Annotated in this window: 12 protein-coding genes; 6 read left to right on the plus strand and 6 right to left on the minus strand. The window is 70.7% G+C overall.

All coding sequences use genetic code 11. The features are described from left to right. Nucleotides 1-1,868: type I polyketide synthase (locus tag AB0435_RS15930; protein ID WP_366427237.1), on the minus strand; the 1,868-nt coding region annotated here is incomplete at its 3' end. A gap of 291 nt (nt 1,869-2,159) precedes the next feature. On the opposite strand from AB0435_RS15930, the gene AB0435_RS15935 reads away from it, so the two are divergent. Further along, complete coding sequence (locus tag AB0435_RS15935) at nt 2,160-3,413, plus strand: cytochrome P450 (RefSeq protein WP_366427238.1); 1,254 nt, start codon at nt 2,160-2,162, stop codon at nt 3,411-3,413. Between the two features lie 7 nt (nt 3,414-3,420). On the opposite strand, the gene AB0435_RS15940 is transcribed toward AB0435_RS15935, so the two are convergent. The 3 genes from AB0435_RS15940 to AB0435_RS15950 all read right to left on the minus strand — a co-directional run bounded on the left by AB0435_RS15940 (nt 3,421) and on the right by AB0435_RS15950 (nt 7,809). Next, on the minus strand, nt 3,421-4,218 hold the full coding sequence (locus AB0435_RS15940; RefSeq protein ID WP_366004250.1) for an AfsR/SARP family transcriptional regulator: 798 nt from the start codon (nt 4,216-4,218) through the stop codon (nt 3,421-3,423). A gap of 1,586 nt (nt 4,219-5,804) precedes the next feature. Further along, nucleotides 5,805-7,040, minus strand: a complete 1,236-nt coding sequence (locus tag AB0435_RS15945; protein ID WP_366004251.1) for a hypothetical protein — start codon at nt 7,038-7,040, stop codon at nt 5,805-5,807. Nucleotides 7,041-7,143: 103 nt separating this feature from the next. After that, entirely contained in the window at nt 7,144-7,809 is a 666-nt protein-coding gene (locus AB0435_RS15950; RefSeq protein ID WP_366427239.1) for a DedA family protein, read from the minus strand. 456 nt (nt 7,810-8,265) lie between these two features. Here AB0435_RS15950 and AB0435_RS15955 point away from each other — a divergent pair, with 456 nt between their 5' ends. The 3 genes from AB0435_RS15955 to AB0435_RS15965 all read left to right on the plus strand — a co-directional run bounded on the left by AB0435_RS15955 (nt 8,266) and on the right by AB0435_RS15965 (nt 12,454). Continuing rightward, nucleotides 8,266-9,591, plus strand: coding sequence for an MFS transporter (locus tag AB0435_RS15955; protein ID WP_366004253.1), 1,326 nt, complete (start codon nt 8,266-8,268; stop codon nt 9,589-9,591). 134 nt (nt 9,592-9,725) lie between these two features. Next, nucleotides 9,726-11,129 (plus strand): NADP-dependent succinic semialdehyde dehydrogenase, encoded by a 1,404-nt coding sequence (locus tag AB0435_RS15960; RefSeq protein ID WP_366004254.1) that lies wholly within the window; start codon nt 9,726-9,728, stop codon nt 11,127-11,129. A 212-nt stretch (nt 11,130-11,341) separates the two neighbouring features. Then, nucleotides 11,342-12,454, plus strand: coding sequence for a Vms1/Ankzf1 family peptidyl-tRNA hydrolase (locus tag AB0435_RS15965; protein ID WP_366004255.1), 1,113 nt, complete (start codon nt 11,342-11,344; stop codon nt 12,452-12,454). Nucleotides 12,455-12,481: 27 nt separating this feature from the next. Here the strand turns inward: AB0435_RS15965 and AB0435_RS15970 are convergent, their stop codons facing one another. Next, the gene (locus AB0435_RS15970) at nt 12,482-12,928 is read right to left on the minus strand and encodes a DUF6224 family protein (RefSeq protein ID WP_366004256.1); all 447 of its coding nucleotides are present in this window, start codon (nt 12,926-12,928) and stop codon (nt 12,482-12,484) included. Nucleotides 12,929-13,230: 302 nt separating this feature from the next. Between AB0435_RS15970 and AB0435_RS15975 the strand changes: the two genes are divergently transcribed. Continuing rightward, a complete protein-coding gene (locus AB0435_RS15975; protein WP_366427240.1) occupies nt 13,231-13,452 on the plus strand; it encodes a hypothetical protein in 222 nt (73 codons plus the stop codon). A 15-nt stretch (nt 13,453-13,467) separates the two neighbouring features. On the opposite strand, the gene dhaK is transcribed toward AB0435_RS15975, so the two are convergent. After that, on the minus strand, nt 13,468-14,460 hold the full coding sequence (gene dhaK / locus AB0435_RS15980) for a dihydroxyacetone kinase subunit DhaK (RefSeq protein WP_366004258.1): 993 nt from the start codon (nt 14,458-14,460) through the stop codon (nt 13,468-13,470). A 301-nt stretch (nt 14,461-14,761) separates the two neighbouring features. Between dhaK and AB0435_RS15985 the strand changes: the two genes are divergently transcribed. Then, nucleotides 14,762-15,948 (plus strand): peptidoglycan DD-metalloendopeptidase family protein (locus tag AB0435_RS15985; RefSeq protein WP_366427241.1); only part of this gene is annotated, 1,187 nt, incomplete at its 3' end.

Below are 15,948 nucleotides of genomic sequence, written 5' to 3' on the forward strand. Positions count from 1 at the left end.
ACTTCCACGCGTGTGAGTTCGCTGCCGTCGCCGCGCAGGACGTCGGTGAGGGACCAGTCGACGTGTGGGGCGAGGGCTTGTTCGCATTCGGCGATGCGGGTGGCGAATACGGGCGATTCGTCGAGGAGTTGGGCTCCCATGCCGATCCACTGTGAGCCTTGTCCGGGGAATACCAGTACCGGTCCTGGGCCTGTGTCCTGGGCTGTTCCGGTCACCAGGTCGGGGGAGATCTCGCCGGAGGCCAGTGCGTGGAGTCCGGCGAGAGCCTGGTCGTGGTCGTGTCCCACGATCACGGCGCGGTGTTCGAAGACCGACCGTGTCGTGGCCAGTGACCAGCCCACCTCGACCGTGGAAGCGTCCGTGAACGTGTCGAGTTTGTGGGCTTGTTGGCGCAGCGCTTCACCGGTCCGGCCGGAGAGGACCCACGGCACCACCGAGTTCGTCGGAGGCTCGGTCTCCCCGGGTTGCTCGTCCTCCGGTGCCGGCGCCTCCTCCAGGATCAGATGCGCGTTCGTCCCCGAGAACCCGAAGGAGGACACCCCGGCCCTGCGCACCCGCTCGCCGCGTGACCACTTCACCGGTTCCGTGAGCAGGCGCAGCCCGCTGTCGTCCCACTCCACGTGGGGCGACGGAGCGTCGATGTGCAAGGTGGCGGGCAATAGCTCGTGTCGCAGCGCGAGGACCATCTTGATGACTCCGGCCACGCCCGCGGCGATCTGCGTATGACCGATGTTGGACTTCACCGACCCGAGCCACAGAGGCCGCTCCTCGGGCCGCCCCTGCCCGTAGGCCGAGGCGAGCGCGCCGGCCTCGATGGGGTCGCCGAGCGTGGTGCCGGTGCCGTGCGCCTCCACGACGTCCACATCGTCGGCGGACAGGCGCGCGTTGGCGAGGGCCGCGCGGATCACTCGCTCCTGAGCGGGCCCGTTGGGTGCCGTGAGACCGTTGCTCGCGCCGTCCTGGTTGACGGCCGAACCCCGGATCACCGCGAGGACCTCGTGGCCGTTGCGCCGCGCGTCGGAGAGGCGCTCCAGCAGCACCACGCCGGTGCCCTCGGCCATGCCCATGCCGTCGCTGCTCGCCGCGAAGGGCTTGCACCGCCCGTCGGGGGCGAGGCCGCGCAGCTCGCTGAAGCCGATGAGCGGCGCGGGCGACGACATCACATAGGTGCCGCCGGCCAGGGCCAGCGAGCACTCCCGCGTACGCAGTGCCTGGGCCGCGAGGTGGAGGGAGACCAGGGAGGAGGAGCATGCGGTGTCCATCGTCACCGCCGCGCCTTCGAGGCCCAGGGCGTAGGCGACGCGGCCGGAGGTGACGCTGGCGGAGTTGCCGATGGTGAAGTATCCGGCGATGCCCTCCGGCACCTCGGAGGCCCCCAGGGCGTAGTCGAGGCCGTCGCAGCCGATGAAGGTGCCGGTGGCGCTGCCGCGCAGGGAGAGCGGGTCGATGCCCGCCCGCTCGACGGCCTCCCACGCGGTCTCCAGGGCGAGCCGCTGCTGCGGTGCCATGGCCAGGGCCTCGCTCGGTCCGATGCCGAAGAAGGTGGAGTCGAAGTCACCGGCGTCGTGGACGAATCCGCCCTCGCGGACGTAGCTGGTGCCGGTGCTCTCCGGGTCGGGGTCGTAGAGGGCGCCGAGGTCCCAGCCGCGGTTGCCCGGCAGTGGCGCGACGGCGTCGCCGCCCGCCGAGATCAGGTCCCAGAACTCTTCGGGGGACCGCACTCCGCCCGGCAGCCGGCACGCCATGCCGATGACCGCGATCGGTTCGTGGCCCGCCGACTCGACCTCCTGCAGCCGTCGCTCGGTCTGACGCAGGTCCGCAGTGACACGCTTGAGGTATTCAAGAAGCTTCTCTTCGTTGTGCGCCATCCCGGTGACAACCGCTCCTCTCCGCGAGAACAGGCGGACCCCTGACCCGCATGACCGGACAGCCGTACGGCGCGAGCATCGGGCAGGCGGGGCCCCACCGGGTTGCAGAATTGTCGACGGCGCTAAAGCCCTCCTAATACTCCGCTGCGCGCCCCGAGGTCTTAGCAGCACTTAAGAGGGGGCTGTCAGGGTGCGCCCACCCATTGTCATGATCTGATCAGCGGTGTCGTCGCGTTGCTCGGTGGAGCCGGCCGACCTGATCGTTGGTCCGGCAACGCGAATCGAGGCACCGTGTCCCTCACGGAAACCAAACCCGGCACAGCCACCCTGCCCGACCTCGTCGACCCGTCCTTCTGGGCGCGGCCGCACGACGAGCGTACGGCCCTCTTCGAGGAGCTGCGTGGGCTGCCGCACCCGGCGTTCATCCGGCAGAGCATGCCCGGAGTGCCCTGGGTGTCCGGCTACCACGCGCTGGTGAAGTACGCCGACATCGCGGAAGTGAGCCGCCGCCCGCAGGACTTCTCCTCCAACGGCGCGACCACCATCGTCGGCCTGCCGCCCGAGCTGGACGAGTACTACGGCTCGATGATCAACATGGACAACCCGGAGCACTCCCGCCTCCGGCGCATCGTCTCGCGCTCCTTCGGCCGCAACACGGTCCCGGAGTTCGAGGCGGTGGCGGCCCGTACCGCCCGGCGCATCATCCGCGAGCTCATCGCCCGCGGCCCGGGCGACTTCATCCGGCCCGTCGCCGCGGAGATGCCGATCGCCGTGCTCGCCGACATGATGGGGATCCCCGAGGAGGACCACGAGTTCCTCTTCGAGAGGTCCAACACGATCGTGGGCCCGCTCGACCCCGACTACGTCCCCGACCCGGCGGACGCCGAGCGGGTGGTGGTCGAGGCGTCACGCGAACTCGGGGACTACATCGCGCGGCTCCGCGAGGAACGCCTCGCCAACCCCGGCAACGACCTGATCACCAAGCTGGTGCAGGTGCAGTCGGACGGCGAGCAGCTGACCCGCCAGGAACTCGTCTCCTTCTTCATCCTGCTCGTCATCGCCGGCATGGAGACCACCCGCAACGCCATCTCCCACGCCCTGGTCCTGCTGACCGAGCACCCCGAGCAGAAGCGACTGCTGCTGTCGGACTTCGACGCGCACGCGAAGAACGCCGTCGAGGAGATCCTCCGCGTCTCCACCCCCATCAACTGGATGCGCCGGGTCGCCGCCCGCGACTGCGAGCTGAACGGTCACAGGTTCCGCAGGGGCGACCGGGTCTTCCTCTTCTACTGGTCGGGGAACCGGGACGAGAGCGTCTTCCCCGACCCGTACCGCTTCGACATCACCCGCGGGTCGAACGCGCACGTCACGTTCGGCGCGGTGGGCCCGCACGTCTGTCTGGGGGCCCACCTCGCCCGGCTGGAGATCACCGTCCTGTACCGGGAACTGCTCGCCGCGCTGCCGGGGATCCGTGCCGTGGGCCGGCCCCGGCGCCTGAAGTCCAGCTTCGTCGAGGGCATCAAGGGTTTGGAGTGTGCCTTCTGATCCGGCGTCAGCGGCCCGTCAGGGCCAGGGGCGGTGCCAGCAGGTCTCCGTCCCCGGCGAGTATCGCCCGTTGCAGATTCTGCAGCGGGCGCCCGGGTTCCAGGCCCAGTTCGTCGTTCAGGGTCCTGCGCACCGACTGGTACACCTTCAGGGCGTCCGCCTGCCGCTCCGAGCGGTAGAGCGCCAGCATGAGCTGGCGGTGGAAGACCTCGCGCATCGGGTTCTCGGCGGTGAGCGCGTAGAGCATGCCGACGGCCTCCCGGTGGCGGCCGAGCTGGAGCAGGCATTCGGCCAGCATCTCCTGGCACTCCAGACGGGTCTCCGTCAGCCAGGTCGCGAAACCGTCGATGATGGGGCCTCCCGCGGCCGGTCCGTTGCCGCCGTAGCCGAGAGCCGGACCGCGCCACAGGGCGAGGGCCTGCCCGAAGTAGCAGGCGGCCTCGTCGTGCCGCCCCTCCCTGAGGAACGCCCTGCCCTTGTCGACGAGTTGCGGGAATACCTGGGCGTCGATCTCGTCGTCGCCCTTGTGCAGCACATACCCCGGCGCACGGGTTTCGACGGGGTTGCCGGCCACGCCCGGCCTCTTGAGGAATTTACGCAGCTGGGAGATGTACACATGGAGTCCGGCCGTGGCGCGCCGGGGCAGGTCCTCTCCCCAGATCTCCGTCATCAGCTGCTCCGGAGAGACCACTTGGTCGGCGCGGACGAGCAGGACGGAGAGGACGACCTCCACCTTGTGCGCGTTGATGGTCATGCTCGTACTGCCGTCCGTGACCCGGAGCGGCCCCAGCATCTCGTACCTCACTGAGCGTTCCCCCTAAGTGTTGCCTCTGGCTGTGCGATGTCCCCGAGAGTCCCGTGGACGACCGGCAAGACGTCCGCGAACCACGCGTCTGAGGTATCGGAAAGGCAGAGGCGGGCAAAAGACTTTCCCTTCACGCTTGTTCAGCGCTCGGGCGGCGGGCTCGACCCGTCCTGTCCGTTCGGTGCGTGTCGCACTGAGGCGAACGCCAACTGGATGCGACAAATGTTTACGACATTGCCGGACGCGACGACAATCTCCCCTCGGGCCGGTTCTCCGCTGGGCGGAAGTGTCGAACCCGAAGAGGTTCCTGTGGATCATTGCCCTACGCATTGATGATGCAAGGCGGAACTTCCCAGGGCAATGAGGGAAGGGCAACACCCGGACGGAATAAGACATTCCCATTGTTCGAATGCCGATCGCGTCGGAGACTTAGTGGCGCAAGAGCCACGAAAGCACAGAAGATCCGGTTCGGAGACGTGTCACCGCGGTCGCCACCGCATGGCCTGCGCGGCTCCGCTGAATGCCGCTTGACCTGGGGTTTACGTGTATGGGTACGGGCCTTTCGCGGGTGGCACGGAATACCGTCGGCCCCTTGTCCCTCGACGGTTGGCGCCCCGGTCGCGGGGCCGGTCGGCCGGGCACGCCGAAACCAGACCGATGCGCCCGTTTGTGGTGGCGGTGACCTGCATATTCGCGCCATGGTGAGAGTCGCTGGCCGAGGATCGCGCTTCGTTCGCTGAGGGATTACGGCGGGACGGAGGATGCTGACGATGATGGCTGGAATTAGTGGGTCCGTTGTGGCTCGCGTGTGGTTGCGGGATCCGTCGGGACCTCACGGTGAGGGCGTGCTGTCATGGCACGTCAGAGGACGGTCCCTGGAGCGGGCGTGGGCCCCGCCGTGCCGTAGGGGCCCTCCCGGCCGTCGGTGTCCGTATGCCCGCCGTCGCGAAGCGGAGGCCCATGGGGCCAGCCGTGCCCGGCGGGCCGCCGGTATGTTCCCCCGCGCCGCGGGCCACGGCAGCGGTCTCGTCGTGTCACCGGGCGGTGAGGCCGGTGTTCGGCCAGGCGACGCCCTGAGAAGCCCGGTTGTCTACAGCGGACGGCTATACGCGAACGTACGGCGGCGTGGTCCGGGCACTCCCTTCTCCGCCGACGCGGAGGCTCCACAGACGTGCAACACCGGTGAAACGGAAGAGGAAATGAAAGACTGGCTCGAACGCGACACCACTGGCGCCGAACGTGTCCTGGGAGGATTTTCCCGATGGCGGCGGGAGAGCGCGTCGTTCATCCGGCACCGGCAGCCGTGATGGCGGCTGTTGAATTTCCGCGCGTCACCCGGGGACGCGATGTGCTCGACAGGGCACACTGAGGCGCCACCATGACCGAGATCGCGCCAAGCTCCACCCGGCGAAGGAAAGTGTTCGCAAACGTCCGCCGACGGCGACCGTCAGCGAGAAACGCTCCGCGTCGCGGTGCGGGACTACCGCCGAAGACGGTGGAAACAGCCGGATTCGAGAGAATTCACGAGGCGCCCGACCCAGGGCCGGTGTGCATGCTGAATTCACCGTGTGCGCCCAAGGGGTGTGCTAACCCCGAGTGGCCTCCTGGGCCAGGATTTCGTCGAAGACCTCGGAAGCGGCCGACATGAACCCGCGCATCGTTTCGTCGCCGTACCAGCGGCGGGGATATGGAAGGTCGATCGCGAGACGGTCGCCGAAGCGGGTGACGGTCGCCAACGGGACCGGTGTGTCCATCAGCGGGAGGATCCGCCACCCCGACGCCGTCAGGCCCTCGGGGAGCGTCGGACGCGGGATCTTGTGGAGGTTGGTGACGATCATCGTGGGCAGTCGCGGGACCGTTTCGTCGGTCAGGCGGGGGATCGTGGCGACATCGAGTTCGGGTATACGCGCGTCGAGATCGGCCCGTAGCCTCTCCGCCACCAGCCGCCCCAGCTCCACCGGGTCGGGCGACTCGGAGACCTCCAGCGTGGCCGTGCTGGAGGAGGCGGAGGACTGGATGCTTTCCGGGTCGATGGGCGGGGAGATGCGCGAGCGCAGGTCGACCGCCGAGACGCAGGACAGGGTGACCGGCCCCGACGACGGCGGGAGGAAGGCCCGTGCCCCTGTGAGCAGAACCCCGCAGACGAGGCTGTGCACGCTGAGGCCGGCGGCGTGGGCGTGGTCGACGAACCGCCGCGTGCGCCGCTCGTCGAGTTCGAGGCGCAGCAGGCCGAAGGTCCCGGGCTCGCGGCCGCGGGCGGGCAGCACCGAGGGGACGGCCGCGCGCCCGGCGGCCCGTGCGGCCAGGTAGCCCGACAACTCCTCCTCGGCGCAGCCCTCCTGGGTGCGGGTGTCGAGCGAGGGCGAGGCCAGCCCGCCCCCGATGAGGTGCGTCGGGACGCTCCTGCCGAGCGACAGGTCGGTGTAGATGGACCACAGCCTCTTGTACAGAGCGATGTAGGCCGAGCCGTCCACCAGGGCCCGCGGCATGCTAAGCGCCACCGTGGTGCGTGGGCCGCCCTCGGACACGGCCACCCGCAACAGCGGGCCGGCCAGCCAGTCCTGGACCACCTGCAACTCGTGCTGGAGGTCGGTGAACGTCTCGACGCTCACCCGCTGCGTGCTCGGGTCGCCGTCCTGGACGACGCAGGACTCCTCGCCGGGGACGAATCTGCCGAGGAGGACGGGGTGGAACTCGGTGAGGAGCCGGAGCGCTTCGGCGAGCAGCCCGCGATCGACGTCCCCCTCGAACTCGCAGGGCACGAGCACACGTCCGCCGCTGCGGTAGATCGCCATCTCGTGCGCGCCCAGACGACGCTCCATGCCATCCCCCCGCTCGAAACCCGGCAACCACCCCAACTATCCACACTGAACGGATCACTGACAAGGACGCAGGAATGACAAACTGTCCCAGGAGTCACACGAGTTAACTCGGGGAACCGACGTCGTCCCGGTCGGCGCGACGGCTGCGCAGCAACTCCAGCGCCAGTGGCAGCAGGGACAGTGCCACGACGAGCCCGACGAGGGGCAGGAGGTAGTGGTCGACGTTCGGCACCGCCGACCCGAGCCCGTAACCGGCCAGGACCAGGCCGACCGTCCATACGAGGCCACCGGCCGCCTGCCAGACCGTGAAGGTGCGCGGCGCCACCCCGAGGGCTCCCGCCAGCGGATTGAGGACCGTGCGGACCACCGGTACGAAGCGGGCCAGCACGATGGCGCGCGCGTGGCCGTACCGGTCGAGCAACTCCTCCGCACGCGCGGCGCCTTCGAGCAGCCTGCGGTTCTGCGAGCGGCCGAGGAGGGCGCGGCCGCCCCGGCGCCCGACGGCGTATCCGCACTGCGCCCCGGCCAGCGCCCCGACGGCGGCCGCCAGCAGCACCTGTGTGAGGTCCAGGCGCGGCCCGGCGTGCGCGCTCGCCCTGGCCAGCAGCCCGGCGGTGAACAGCAGCGAGTCCCCGGGCAGGAAGAAGCCGATCAGCAACCCCGTCTCCGCGAACAGCACCACGGCGATCCCGAGCGCCCCGAAGGCCGCCAGTAGTGAGGAGGCGTCCAGGGGATTGACGGCCAGACCGGCAGCGGTGTGGGTGAGCACGTGAACGCCTCCGCGAGTCGAGGGCGGGGCCGGTCCGTCCGGGCCCCCGGGACTGTTTGACGAGCGGGCGCGGCGAAGGATGCGGGTCGGCCCGGGGAAATCGCTCCCGCCACCGGGGCGCGGAGCGGAGCGCCGAGGGGCGTACGGGGCCGTGCCCGTTCACCTCCCATACCGTCGGGCAAAGCGGAACACCCCTCCAACGAGCCCTGTCGGCAGGGGACTCGCTTTGCTAAAGTGTCTGGCGAAGTGTCCGTCAGGAATACGGTCGGGGGCATCGGGGATGGGCCGCAAAAGCATATGATCGACCCCTCTTCGAGGTCATCGAACGTGACCTTCCACTGACCGGAACAGCGAGCCGACGAGCCGTACACCGGGGCATCCGGGCCCGAGAGCGGGCCGAAGTCATGGTTGTTTCCCGACCGCGGTCGGCTGCCGGTCGGGCCCACAGGGGCGCGCATGAGAGTCTTTCGGGCGGTCCGGGATTTCCCTCTGGCATTGCGGTTGCTATTCATCAACCAGTTCGGCATCGACATTGGATACTGCGTCCTGATCCCCTTTCTCGCGAAGTATTTGGAAGAGGACCTGGGGATGTCGGCGGCGCTGGTCGGACTGGTGCTCGCCACGCGGAACCTCAGCCAGCAGGGCCTGTTCGTCGTCGGGGGAACCGCGGCCGACCGGCTCGGCGCGCGCACGGTGATCGTCGCCGGGTGCGTGCTGCGGACGGCGGGGTTCGTGCTCTTCGCCTTCGGGAACTCCCTGCCGTTGCTGCTGGCCGCCTCCGTGCTCAGCAGTCTGGCGGGGGCCCTGTTCTACCCCGCCGTACGGGCCTACGTCGCCCAGGAGATGGGGGAGCGGCAGGCCGAGGCGTTCGCGCTGCTCAACGTCTTCGCCACCAGCGGCTGGCTGATCGGCCTGCTGCTCGGCAGCCTGCTGTTCCTCGTGGACATCAGGGTCTGCGCGCTGGCCGTGTCGGGCTTCTTCACCCTGCTGACGATCGCCCAGGCGCTCACCCTGCCGGCGTGCAGGACCGTCCCCGCGTCGGAGACCGTACTCGCCGACTGGCGCGAAGTCCTCGGCAACCGCCGGTTCCTGTGCTTCTCCCTCGCGGCCACCGGCATGGTCGTCATGGAGAACCAGCTCTTCGTCCTGCTGCCCGAGGGCGCGCGCACGGTCTCCGGCTGGGACGGCGCGGCCGGAGTGCTGCTGGCCTCAGGAGCCGTCGTCCACCTGCTCTTCCAACTCCCCATCACCAGAGGCCTGGCCCGGCGCGGTGGCGGCGCGCGGTGGCTGGGGGCCGGGATCGGACTGATAGGAGCCGGCTTCGTGCCGCCCCTGCTGATCTGTGCCACGACCAGGCCGGACGGCCCAGGGCAGGGCGCCGCGCGACTGACCGTCATGCTCACCGGCGCGCTGCTGCTCTACGCCGGCGGCATGATCGCCTATCCGTCGGCCATGGAGGTCATCCCGCGCTTCGGCCGTGAGCGGCTGACCGGCACGTACTTCGGGCTCTTCTACATGCTGTCGGGCACGGCCGCGGTCGGCGGCAACGCCGTCGTCGGGTGGGCGATGGACCTCGCCGAGTGCACCGGCAGACGGTGGCTGCCGTGGCTGTGCTGTCTGGGCTTCGGGGTGACCTCGGCCGTGGCCGTCAGCTGGCTCTACCACGCACGGATGCTGCCCCGCCGGCCCGTCGCGGTCCCGCGGCCGGCGATCGAGGGCCCGGCGCGGCTGCCCGGCCAGACCCAGGCCCCCGACGAGGCGCGCGAGCAGCCTCCCCGCTGAGCCCGCCCCGGCCCCGCCGTACGGCCCCGGGCCGCTCACGCCCGCCGCACCACGTCTTGCGCGCCCGTACGGGCCCCTGCAAGGTCGAGGCATCGAGCACGAGGAGCCCGAGGAGCAGGAGGAGGCAGACATCCGTGCCCATTGCGACGGTGAACCCCGCGAACGGTGAGACGCTCAGGACGTTCGACGAGCTCGGAGCGGACGGGATCGAGCGGTGCCTGGCCGCCGCGGCCTCGGCCTTCCGGCGCTACCGCACCACCGACCTCCCCGAGCGCGCCCGGCTGATGAGCCGCGCCGCGGACCTCCTGGAGGAGGACCAGGAATCCATCGCCCGCACCATGACCACCGAGATGGGCAAGCCCCTGGCCGCCGCCCGGGCCGAGGCGGCCAAGTGCGTCAAGGCGATGCGCTGGTACGCCGGGCACGCCGAGATCCTGCTGGCCGACGAATTCCCCTCCGAGACCGAGGCCGAGGACTCCGGCGCCGCGCACGCCCGGGTCCGCTACCGCCCGCTGGGCGTGGTCCTCGCGGTCATGCCGTGGAACTTCCCGCTGTGGCAGGTCACGCGCTTCGCGGCGCCCGCCCTGATGGCGGGCAACGTGGGCCTCCTCAAGCACGCCTCCAACGTGCCGCAGACCGCGCTCTATCTGGAGGACCTCTTCCGCCGGGCCGGATACCCCGAAGGGTGCTTCCAGACGCTGCTCGTGGGCTCCCGGGCCGTCGAGGGCATCCTCCGCGACCCCAGGGTCGCCGCCGCGACGCTCACCGGCAGTGAACCCGCGGGCCGGTCCGTGGCCGCGATCGCCGGTGACGAGATCAAGAAGACCGTCCTCGAACTCGGCGGCAGCGACCCCTACGTCGTGCTGCCGTCGGCCGACCTCGACCGGGCCGTGAGCACCGCGGTGACCGCCCGCGTGCAGAACAACGGCCAGTCCTGCATCGCCGCCAAGCGCTTCATCGTCCACACCCACGTCTACGACGACTTCGCCGAGCGCTTCGCGGCCCGCATGGCCGCGCTGACCGTCGGCGACCCGATGGCCGACACCACCGACGTCGGCCCCCTCGCCAGCGAGCAGGGGCGCGCCGACCTGGAGGAGCTCGTCGACGACGCGGTGCGCCGCGGTGCCACCGTCCTGTGCGGCGGCGGCCGGCCGGAGGGCCTGCCCGAGGGCTGGTTCTACGAGCCGACGGTGCTCGCCGGGATCACCCCCGGGATGCGGATCCACCGCGAGGAGACGTTCGGGCCGGTGGCGACGCTCTACCGGGTGGGCGGGCTCGACGAGGCCGTGCAGCTCGCCAACGACACCCCCTTCGGGCTGAGCTCCAATGTCTGGACGCGTGACCGCGAGGAGCAGGAGCGCTTCGCGCGGGACATCGAGGCCGGTGGTGTCTTCTTCAACGGCATGACCGCTTCGCACCCGGCGCTGCCCTTCGGCGGCGTGAAGCGCTCCGGCTACGGCCGCGAGCTGTCGGGGCACGGGATCCGCGAGTTCTGCAACGTCACGACGGTGTGGCACGGGGCGGAGCCCGACGCCTGACCTCGGTGCCTGCCCCCAGTGCCGGGCCGCCGCGGAAGTCCGGGAAGGCCCTGACTGCCGGCCGTCCCGGAGGGCCGACGCTCCACCGATGGCACGATGCCGCCGCATCTGGTCACCTGGAAGGGGGAGCCGGATCCACGGGCCCTGATCCATGGGCCCCGGGGGGTTCCGGCCCCCGGGTGGGCGGCGCTGTTCCGGCGAAGGAGAACCCCATGACCACTGCCACAGCCACCGACACCGGCACACTGCGCGACCTGCTCCAGGCGCCGGGCCCCTTCCTGTCGGTGTACTTCGACCGCGAACCGCGACCCCAGCTGGCGCAGGCGGCCCAGTCCCGGTGGCGCGGCCTGACCGCGCGGCTGGCCGGGGAGGGAGCCGCCCCGGCCACCCTGGACGCGCTCACCGCCCAGGTCATGGACCGGCTGCCGGGCACCGGGGCGCTGGCCGCGTTCGCGGCGGAGGGCAGGGTCCGGCACGTCGTCGAACTGCCCGGCGACGGGTACGGGGACCTCGCCGTGTCCGGGACGCTCCCGCACCTGCTGCCCCTGATGGAGTGGCGCCAGGACCACCCGGCCCACGTGGTCGTCGTCGTGGACCGCGCCGGAGCCGACCTGCTGCTCTACGCGGAGGGCTCCACCGAGCCCGTACGGCGCACGGTCACCGGCCCCGACGACGAGATCGGGCGGAGCTCCGGCCTGCCCCAGATGCGCTTCCAGCACCGTGCCGAGGACTCCTGGGAGCACAACGCCACCGCGGTCGCCGACGCCGTGGCCCAGGCACTCGACGAGGTCTCCGCCCGCCTGCTCCTGCTCGCCGGCGACGTACGGGCCCGGCAGTACCTGACCAAGCACCTCCCGGCCCGGGTCCGGCGCGTCGTGTCCGTGGGCCAGGTCAGCGGCGGCCGCAGCGAGGACGGCTCCGGCAGCGGGCGCGCCGCACAGGTGGCGGCGGAGGCGGCCGCGGCCGCCCGCGAGGAGACCGCCGAACTCCTGCGCCGCCTCGACGAGGAACGCGCGCCGGGCGGCCACGCCGTGGAAGGCGTGCACGCGACCCTGGAGGCGCTGGCCGCCGGCAGGGTGGGCACCCTGGCCGTCACCGACGACCCGCGGGACTCCCGCACCGCCTGGTTCGGGCCCGCGCCCACCGACGTCTACGAACGCCGCGAGGACTTCGTGCCCAACGGCGGCGGCCCGCTCGCGAGCGGCCGGCTGGCCGACGTCGTCGTCCGCTCCGCGCTGCTCACCGGCGCCGACGTACGCGTCCTGGAGCCGGAAACCCCCGGCGCACCCGCGCAGGGCACCGGCGGCATCTGCCGGTTCGGCTGACCCCCGGAGCGCCAACCGGAGCGCCCGTCACGCCATGGACCGCAGCGTCTGTTCCCGTACCGCGTCGAGGAAGACCGGGACGTCCTCCATCTTCGTGCCGAGGCACTCCACGATCAGTCCCATGACATCGCCGGCCGACAACGCGCCCACCACCGGGTGCACATGGGCGAGGTCCACCCGCTGCTCGATCCGCTCGACGAAGAGCAGCGCGAGGGAAAGCTCCGGCACATTGCCGGTGTTGCCGTAACTGAAGTCCTTCTTGACGACCCACATCTGCGGGATGACGGCTCCGTAGACAATGATGTGGGCCAGCGCGAACATGGCCCGCGCCGTCTCCCGCGCCGACCGCTCGTCCTCCTCCAGGCCCTGGAGTGCGGCGATGGCGTCCATGTCCTCCGCGAGATGCGCCTGGATCAGTGCCACGCCGTGGAGCACTTCGTCCTTCGTGTAGGGGCGCTTCGGCCTTTCGCTCACTGACCACCAACTCCTGCTCACCGTGGCTCTGTCGCAGCGCGTCCAGTCTGGCAGGGCCGCGGCCGGTCCCGCAGGGCGTTGCAAGGTGCGGCAGTGGACGCGATGCGGAACCGGAGGCCCTACCCATTCGGCCCAATTGGCTCTGGGCCGTCCGGGGCAGGGGAAAGTGGTCACCCCGGGTCCGGTCCGGCGTACGTCCGGATCGGGCATTCACTGGTGGAGCGGGCGCTCGACGTGGAACTTCCCACCGAATCCAAGGACTTGCCCGTTGAGCCCTTCAGGCCGCGGCCGAGCAGGCCGTCGTGGGCGGCCCGCAGGATCCGCTGTCCGACCCCGACCCCGACCCCGACCCCGACCCCGACCCCGACCCCGACCCCGACCCCGACCCCGACCCCGACCCCGACCCCGACCGCACCACGGCCACCGTCGGCGGCACGGCGCTGCCGGTCGGCCACCGGCTCGTCCACGCCGACCACTTCGCGCTGACCACGACGCTCCTGGGGAGCGCCGTCCTCCAGGAGTGAGGGCGCGGGCCCGGCTCAGCGGCCCCAGCGGAGGCCCGGGGTCTGCACCGGCGCGTCCCACAGCCGGAGCGTCTCCTCGTCCGCCTGGCACAGCGTCACCGAGGCACCCGCCATGTCGAGGGACGTGACGTAGTCGCCGACGAGCGTCCGGGCGACGGTCACGCCCCGCGCGGCGAGCACCCGGTGGACCTCGGCGGTGAAGCCGTACAGCTCCAGCAACGGTGTCGCCCCCGCGCCGTTGACCAGCAGCAGCACCGGCCCGGTGGGCCGCAGGTCCGTCAGCACCGCGTCCACGGCGAAGTCCGCGATCTCACCGGACGACATCATCGCCCGCCGCTCCCGGCCGGGTTCGCCGTGGATGCCGACCCCCAGCTCCAGCTCCCCGGCCGGAAGGTCGAAGGTGGGGCTGCCCTTGGCGGGTGTCGTACAGGCCCCGAGGGCCACGCCGAAACTGCGCGAGGACTCGTTCACCTTCCGGGCGAGGGCCTCCACCCGCTCCAGGGGCGCCCCCTCCTCGGCCGCCGCGCCCGCGATCTTCTCCACGAAGAGGGTGGCCCCCGTGCCCCGGCGACCGGCCGTGAAGAGGCTGTCGGTGACCGCCACGTCGTCGTTGACGAGCACGCTGGCGACCTGGATGCCCTCGTCCTCCGCCAGCTCGGCGGCCATGTTGAAGTTGAGGACGTCGCCCGTGTAGTTCTTCACGACGAACAGCACGCCCCGGCCACCGTCCACGGCGGCAGCGGCGCGCACCATCTGGTCGGGCACGGGAGAGGTGAAGACCTCGCCGGGACAGGCGGCGTCCAGCATCCCGTACCCCACGAACCCCCCGTGCAACGGCTCATGCCCGGACCCGCCCCCGGACACGAGCCCCACCTTCCCCGCGACGGGCGAGTCCCCGCGCACGACGACGCGCCCCTCGACGTCGACCTTCAACTCGGGATGCGCGAGGGCCATGCCCCGCAGGGCGTCGGCGACGACTGTCTCGGGGGTGTTGATGAACATCTTCATACGGGACTCCTCGGGTGATCGGTGGAGTGTGGGGCGTTCCTGCGTCTTCCCGGGTCGGCGAGGGCTGAGCGGGAAGCTGAACCGGGCGGTACCGACGCTGATCCCGTGCCGACTCTACTGATGGCCCACGCGATTACCCGAGCCCGGCGGGTGTTGTCATTCCGTAGCGTTCCGGATGCCGCTGCCGGGGCGGTCGTGGTTAGCCTCACCCCGCCGGTGCGCGTGCGGCCGTCGCCCTACGAACCGCACGTGCAGCCACCCGTACACTCCGATATGCCCCCAAGAGGGGAGGAACGCCCACGTGTTTCACGGTCTTTCCAGACGCGCACTGCACTTCGTTCTCTCGGCGACGGCAATCGTCCTGCCGTCGCTCGTGGCCACGCCCCCGGCCTCCGCCGCCCAGGTCGCCGGGTTCGCCGCCTCGTGCCCGACGGCCGGCTTCATCTCCGATCCCTACGGCGGAGCTCGTGATCACGACGGCATCGACATCGCCAACGACTACGGCACACCGATCTATGCCGTGGGTGACGGCGAGGTCATCAACTCAGGTCCCGCCGACGGCTACGGCCAGTGGATCCGCATCCTGCACCCCGACGGAACGGTGACCGAGTACGGGCACATGTACCAGCGGGACGTCGCCGTGGGGGACCGGGTGACGGCCGGTCAGCGCATCGCGCTCATGGGCGCCGAGGGCCAGGCCAGCGGTCCCCACCTCCACCTGCGGGTGCGGCGCGACACCAGCATGAACCACGGCATCGACCCCATTCCCTACCTCGCGGAACGCGGCGTGACCATACCGTGCACGCCTGGCCAACGACCCGGACCCCCGCCGTTGGTGTATCCGGAGGAGTCGGGGCGGGTGGTGTCGGCGCGGTCGGCGGACGGTCGTCTCGAGGTGTTCGCGGCGGGTTCCGACGGTGTGTTCCATGCCTGGCAGTCGCAGGTGAACGGCAGTTGGTCGGAGTGGGAGAAGGTGGGTGGTCCGGGTAATGCGCAGCTCGCGATCGCGCCGAACGCCGACGGCCGTCTGGAGGCGTTCGCGATCAACGGGGACGTCGTCCAGCACCGCTATCAGCGTTCGCCATCCGGTGCGTGGTCGGACTGGGAGGCGTTCGGGACCGCCGGGAGCAGTGTCGCTGCCGGGGTCAACGCCGATGGCCGCATCGAGGTGTTCGCTTCGGGGTCGGCGGGGGTGTTCCATCGGTATCAGACGGCTCCCAACGCTGGTTGGTCGGGTTGGGAGCCGTCAGGCGGTGGCCCGGTCGGCAGTCGGGTGAAGATGGAGAAGGCTCCTGACGGTCGTCTTGAGGTGTTCGCGCTCAATGACAAGGTCTTCCAGCATCTGTACCAGACCGCTGTCAACGGTGGTTGGTCGCAGTGGGAGGACTTCGGTGGCGGTGGTCATGATGTGACTGTCGATCACAATGCCGACGGCCGCCTTGAGGTGTTCGCCTCCGGTCCGGTCGGGGTGTTCCACAGGTATCAGAC

Origin of the sequence: Streptomyces sp. NPDC051173, assembly GCF_040689515.1 — a bacterium.
Taxonomy (GTDB): domain Bacteria; phylum Actinomycetota; class Actinomycetes; order Streptomycetales; family Streptomycetaceae; genus Streptomyces.

Coding starts and splice junctions, on each gene's coding strand:
- AB0435_RS15965 (WP_366004255.1), top strand. CDS start 11,342: ATGACCACTGCCACAGCCACCGACACCGGCACACTGCGCGACCTGCTC.
- AB0435_RS15945 (WP_366004251.1), bottom strand. CDS start 7,040: ATGGAGCGTCGTCTGGGCGCGCACGAGATGGCGATCTACCGCAGCGGC.
- AB0435_RS15955 (WP_366004253.1), top strand. CDS start 8,266: ATGAGAGTCTTTCGGGCGGTCCGGGATTTCCCTCTGGCATTGCGGTTG.
- dhaK (WP_366004258.1), bottom strand. CDS start 14,460: ATGAAGATGTTCATCAACACCCCCGAGACAGTCGTCGCCGACGCCCTG.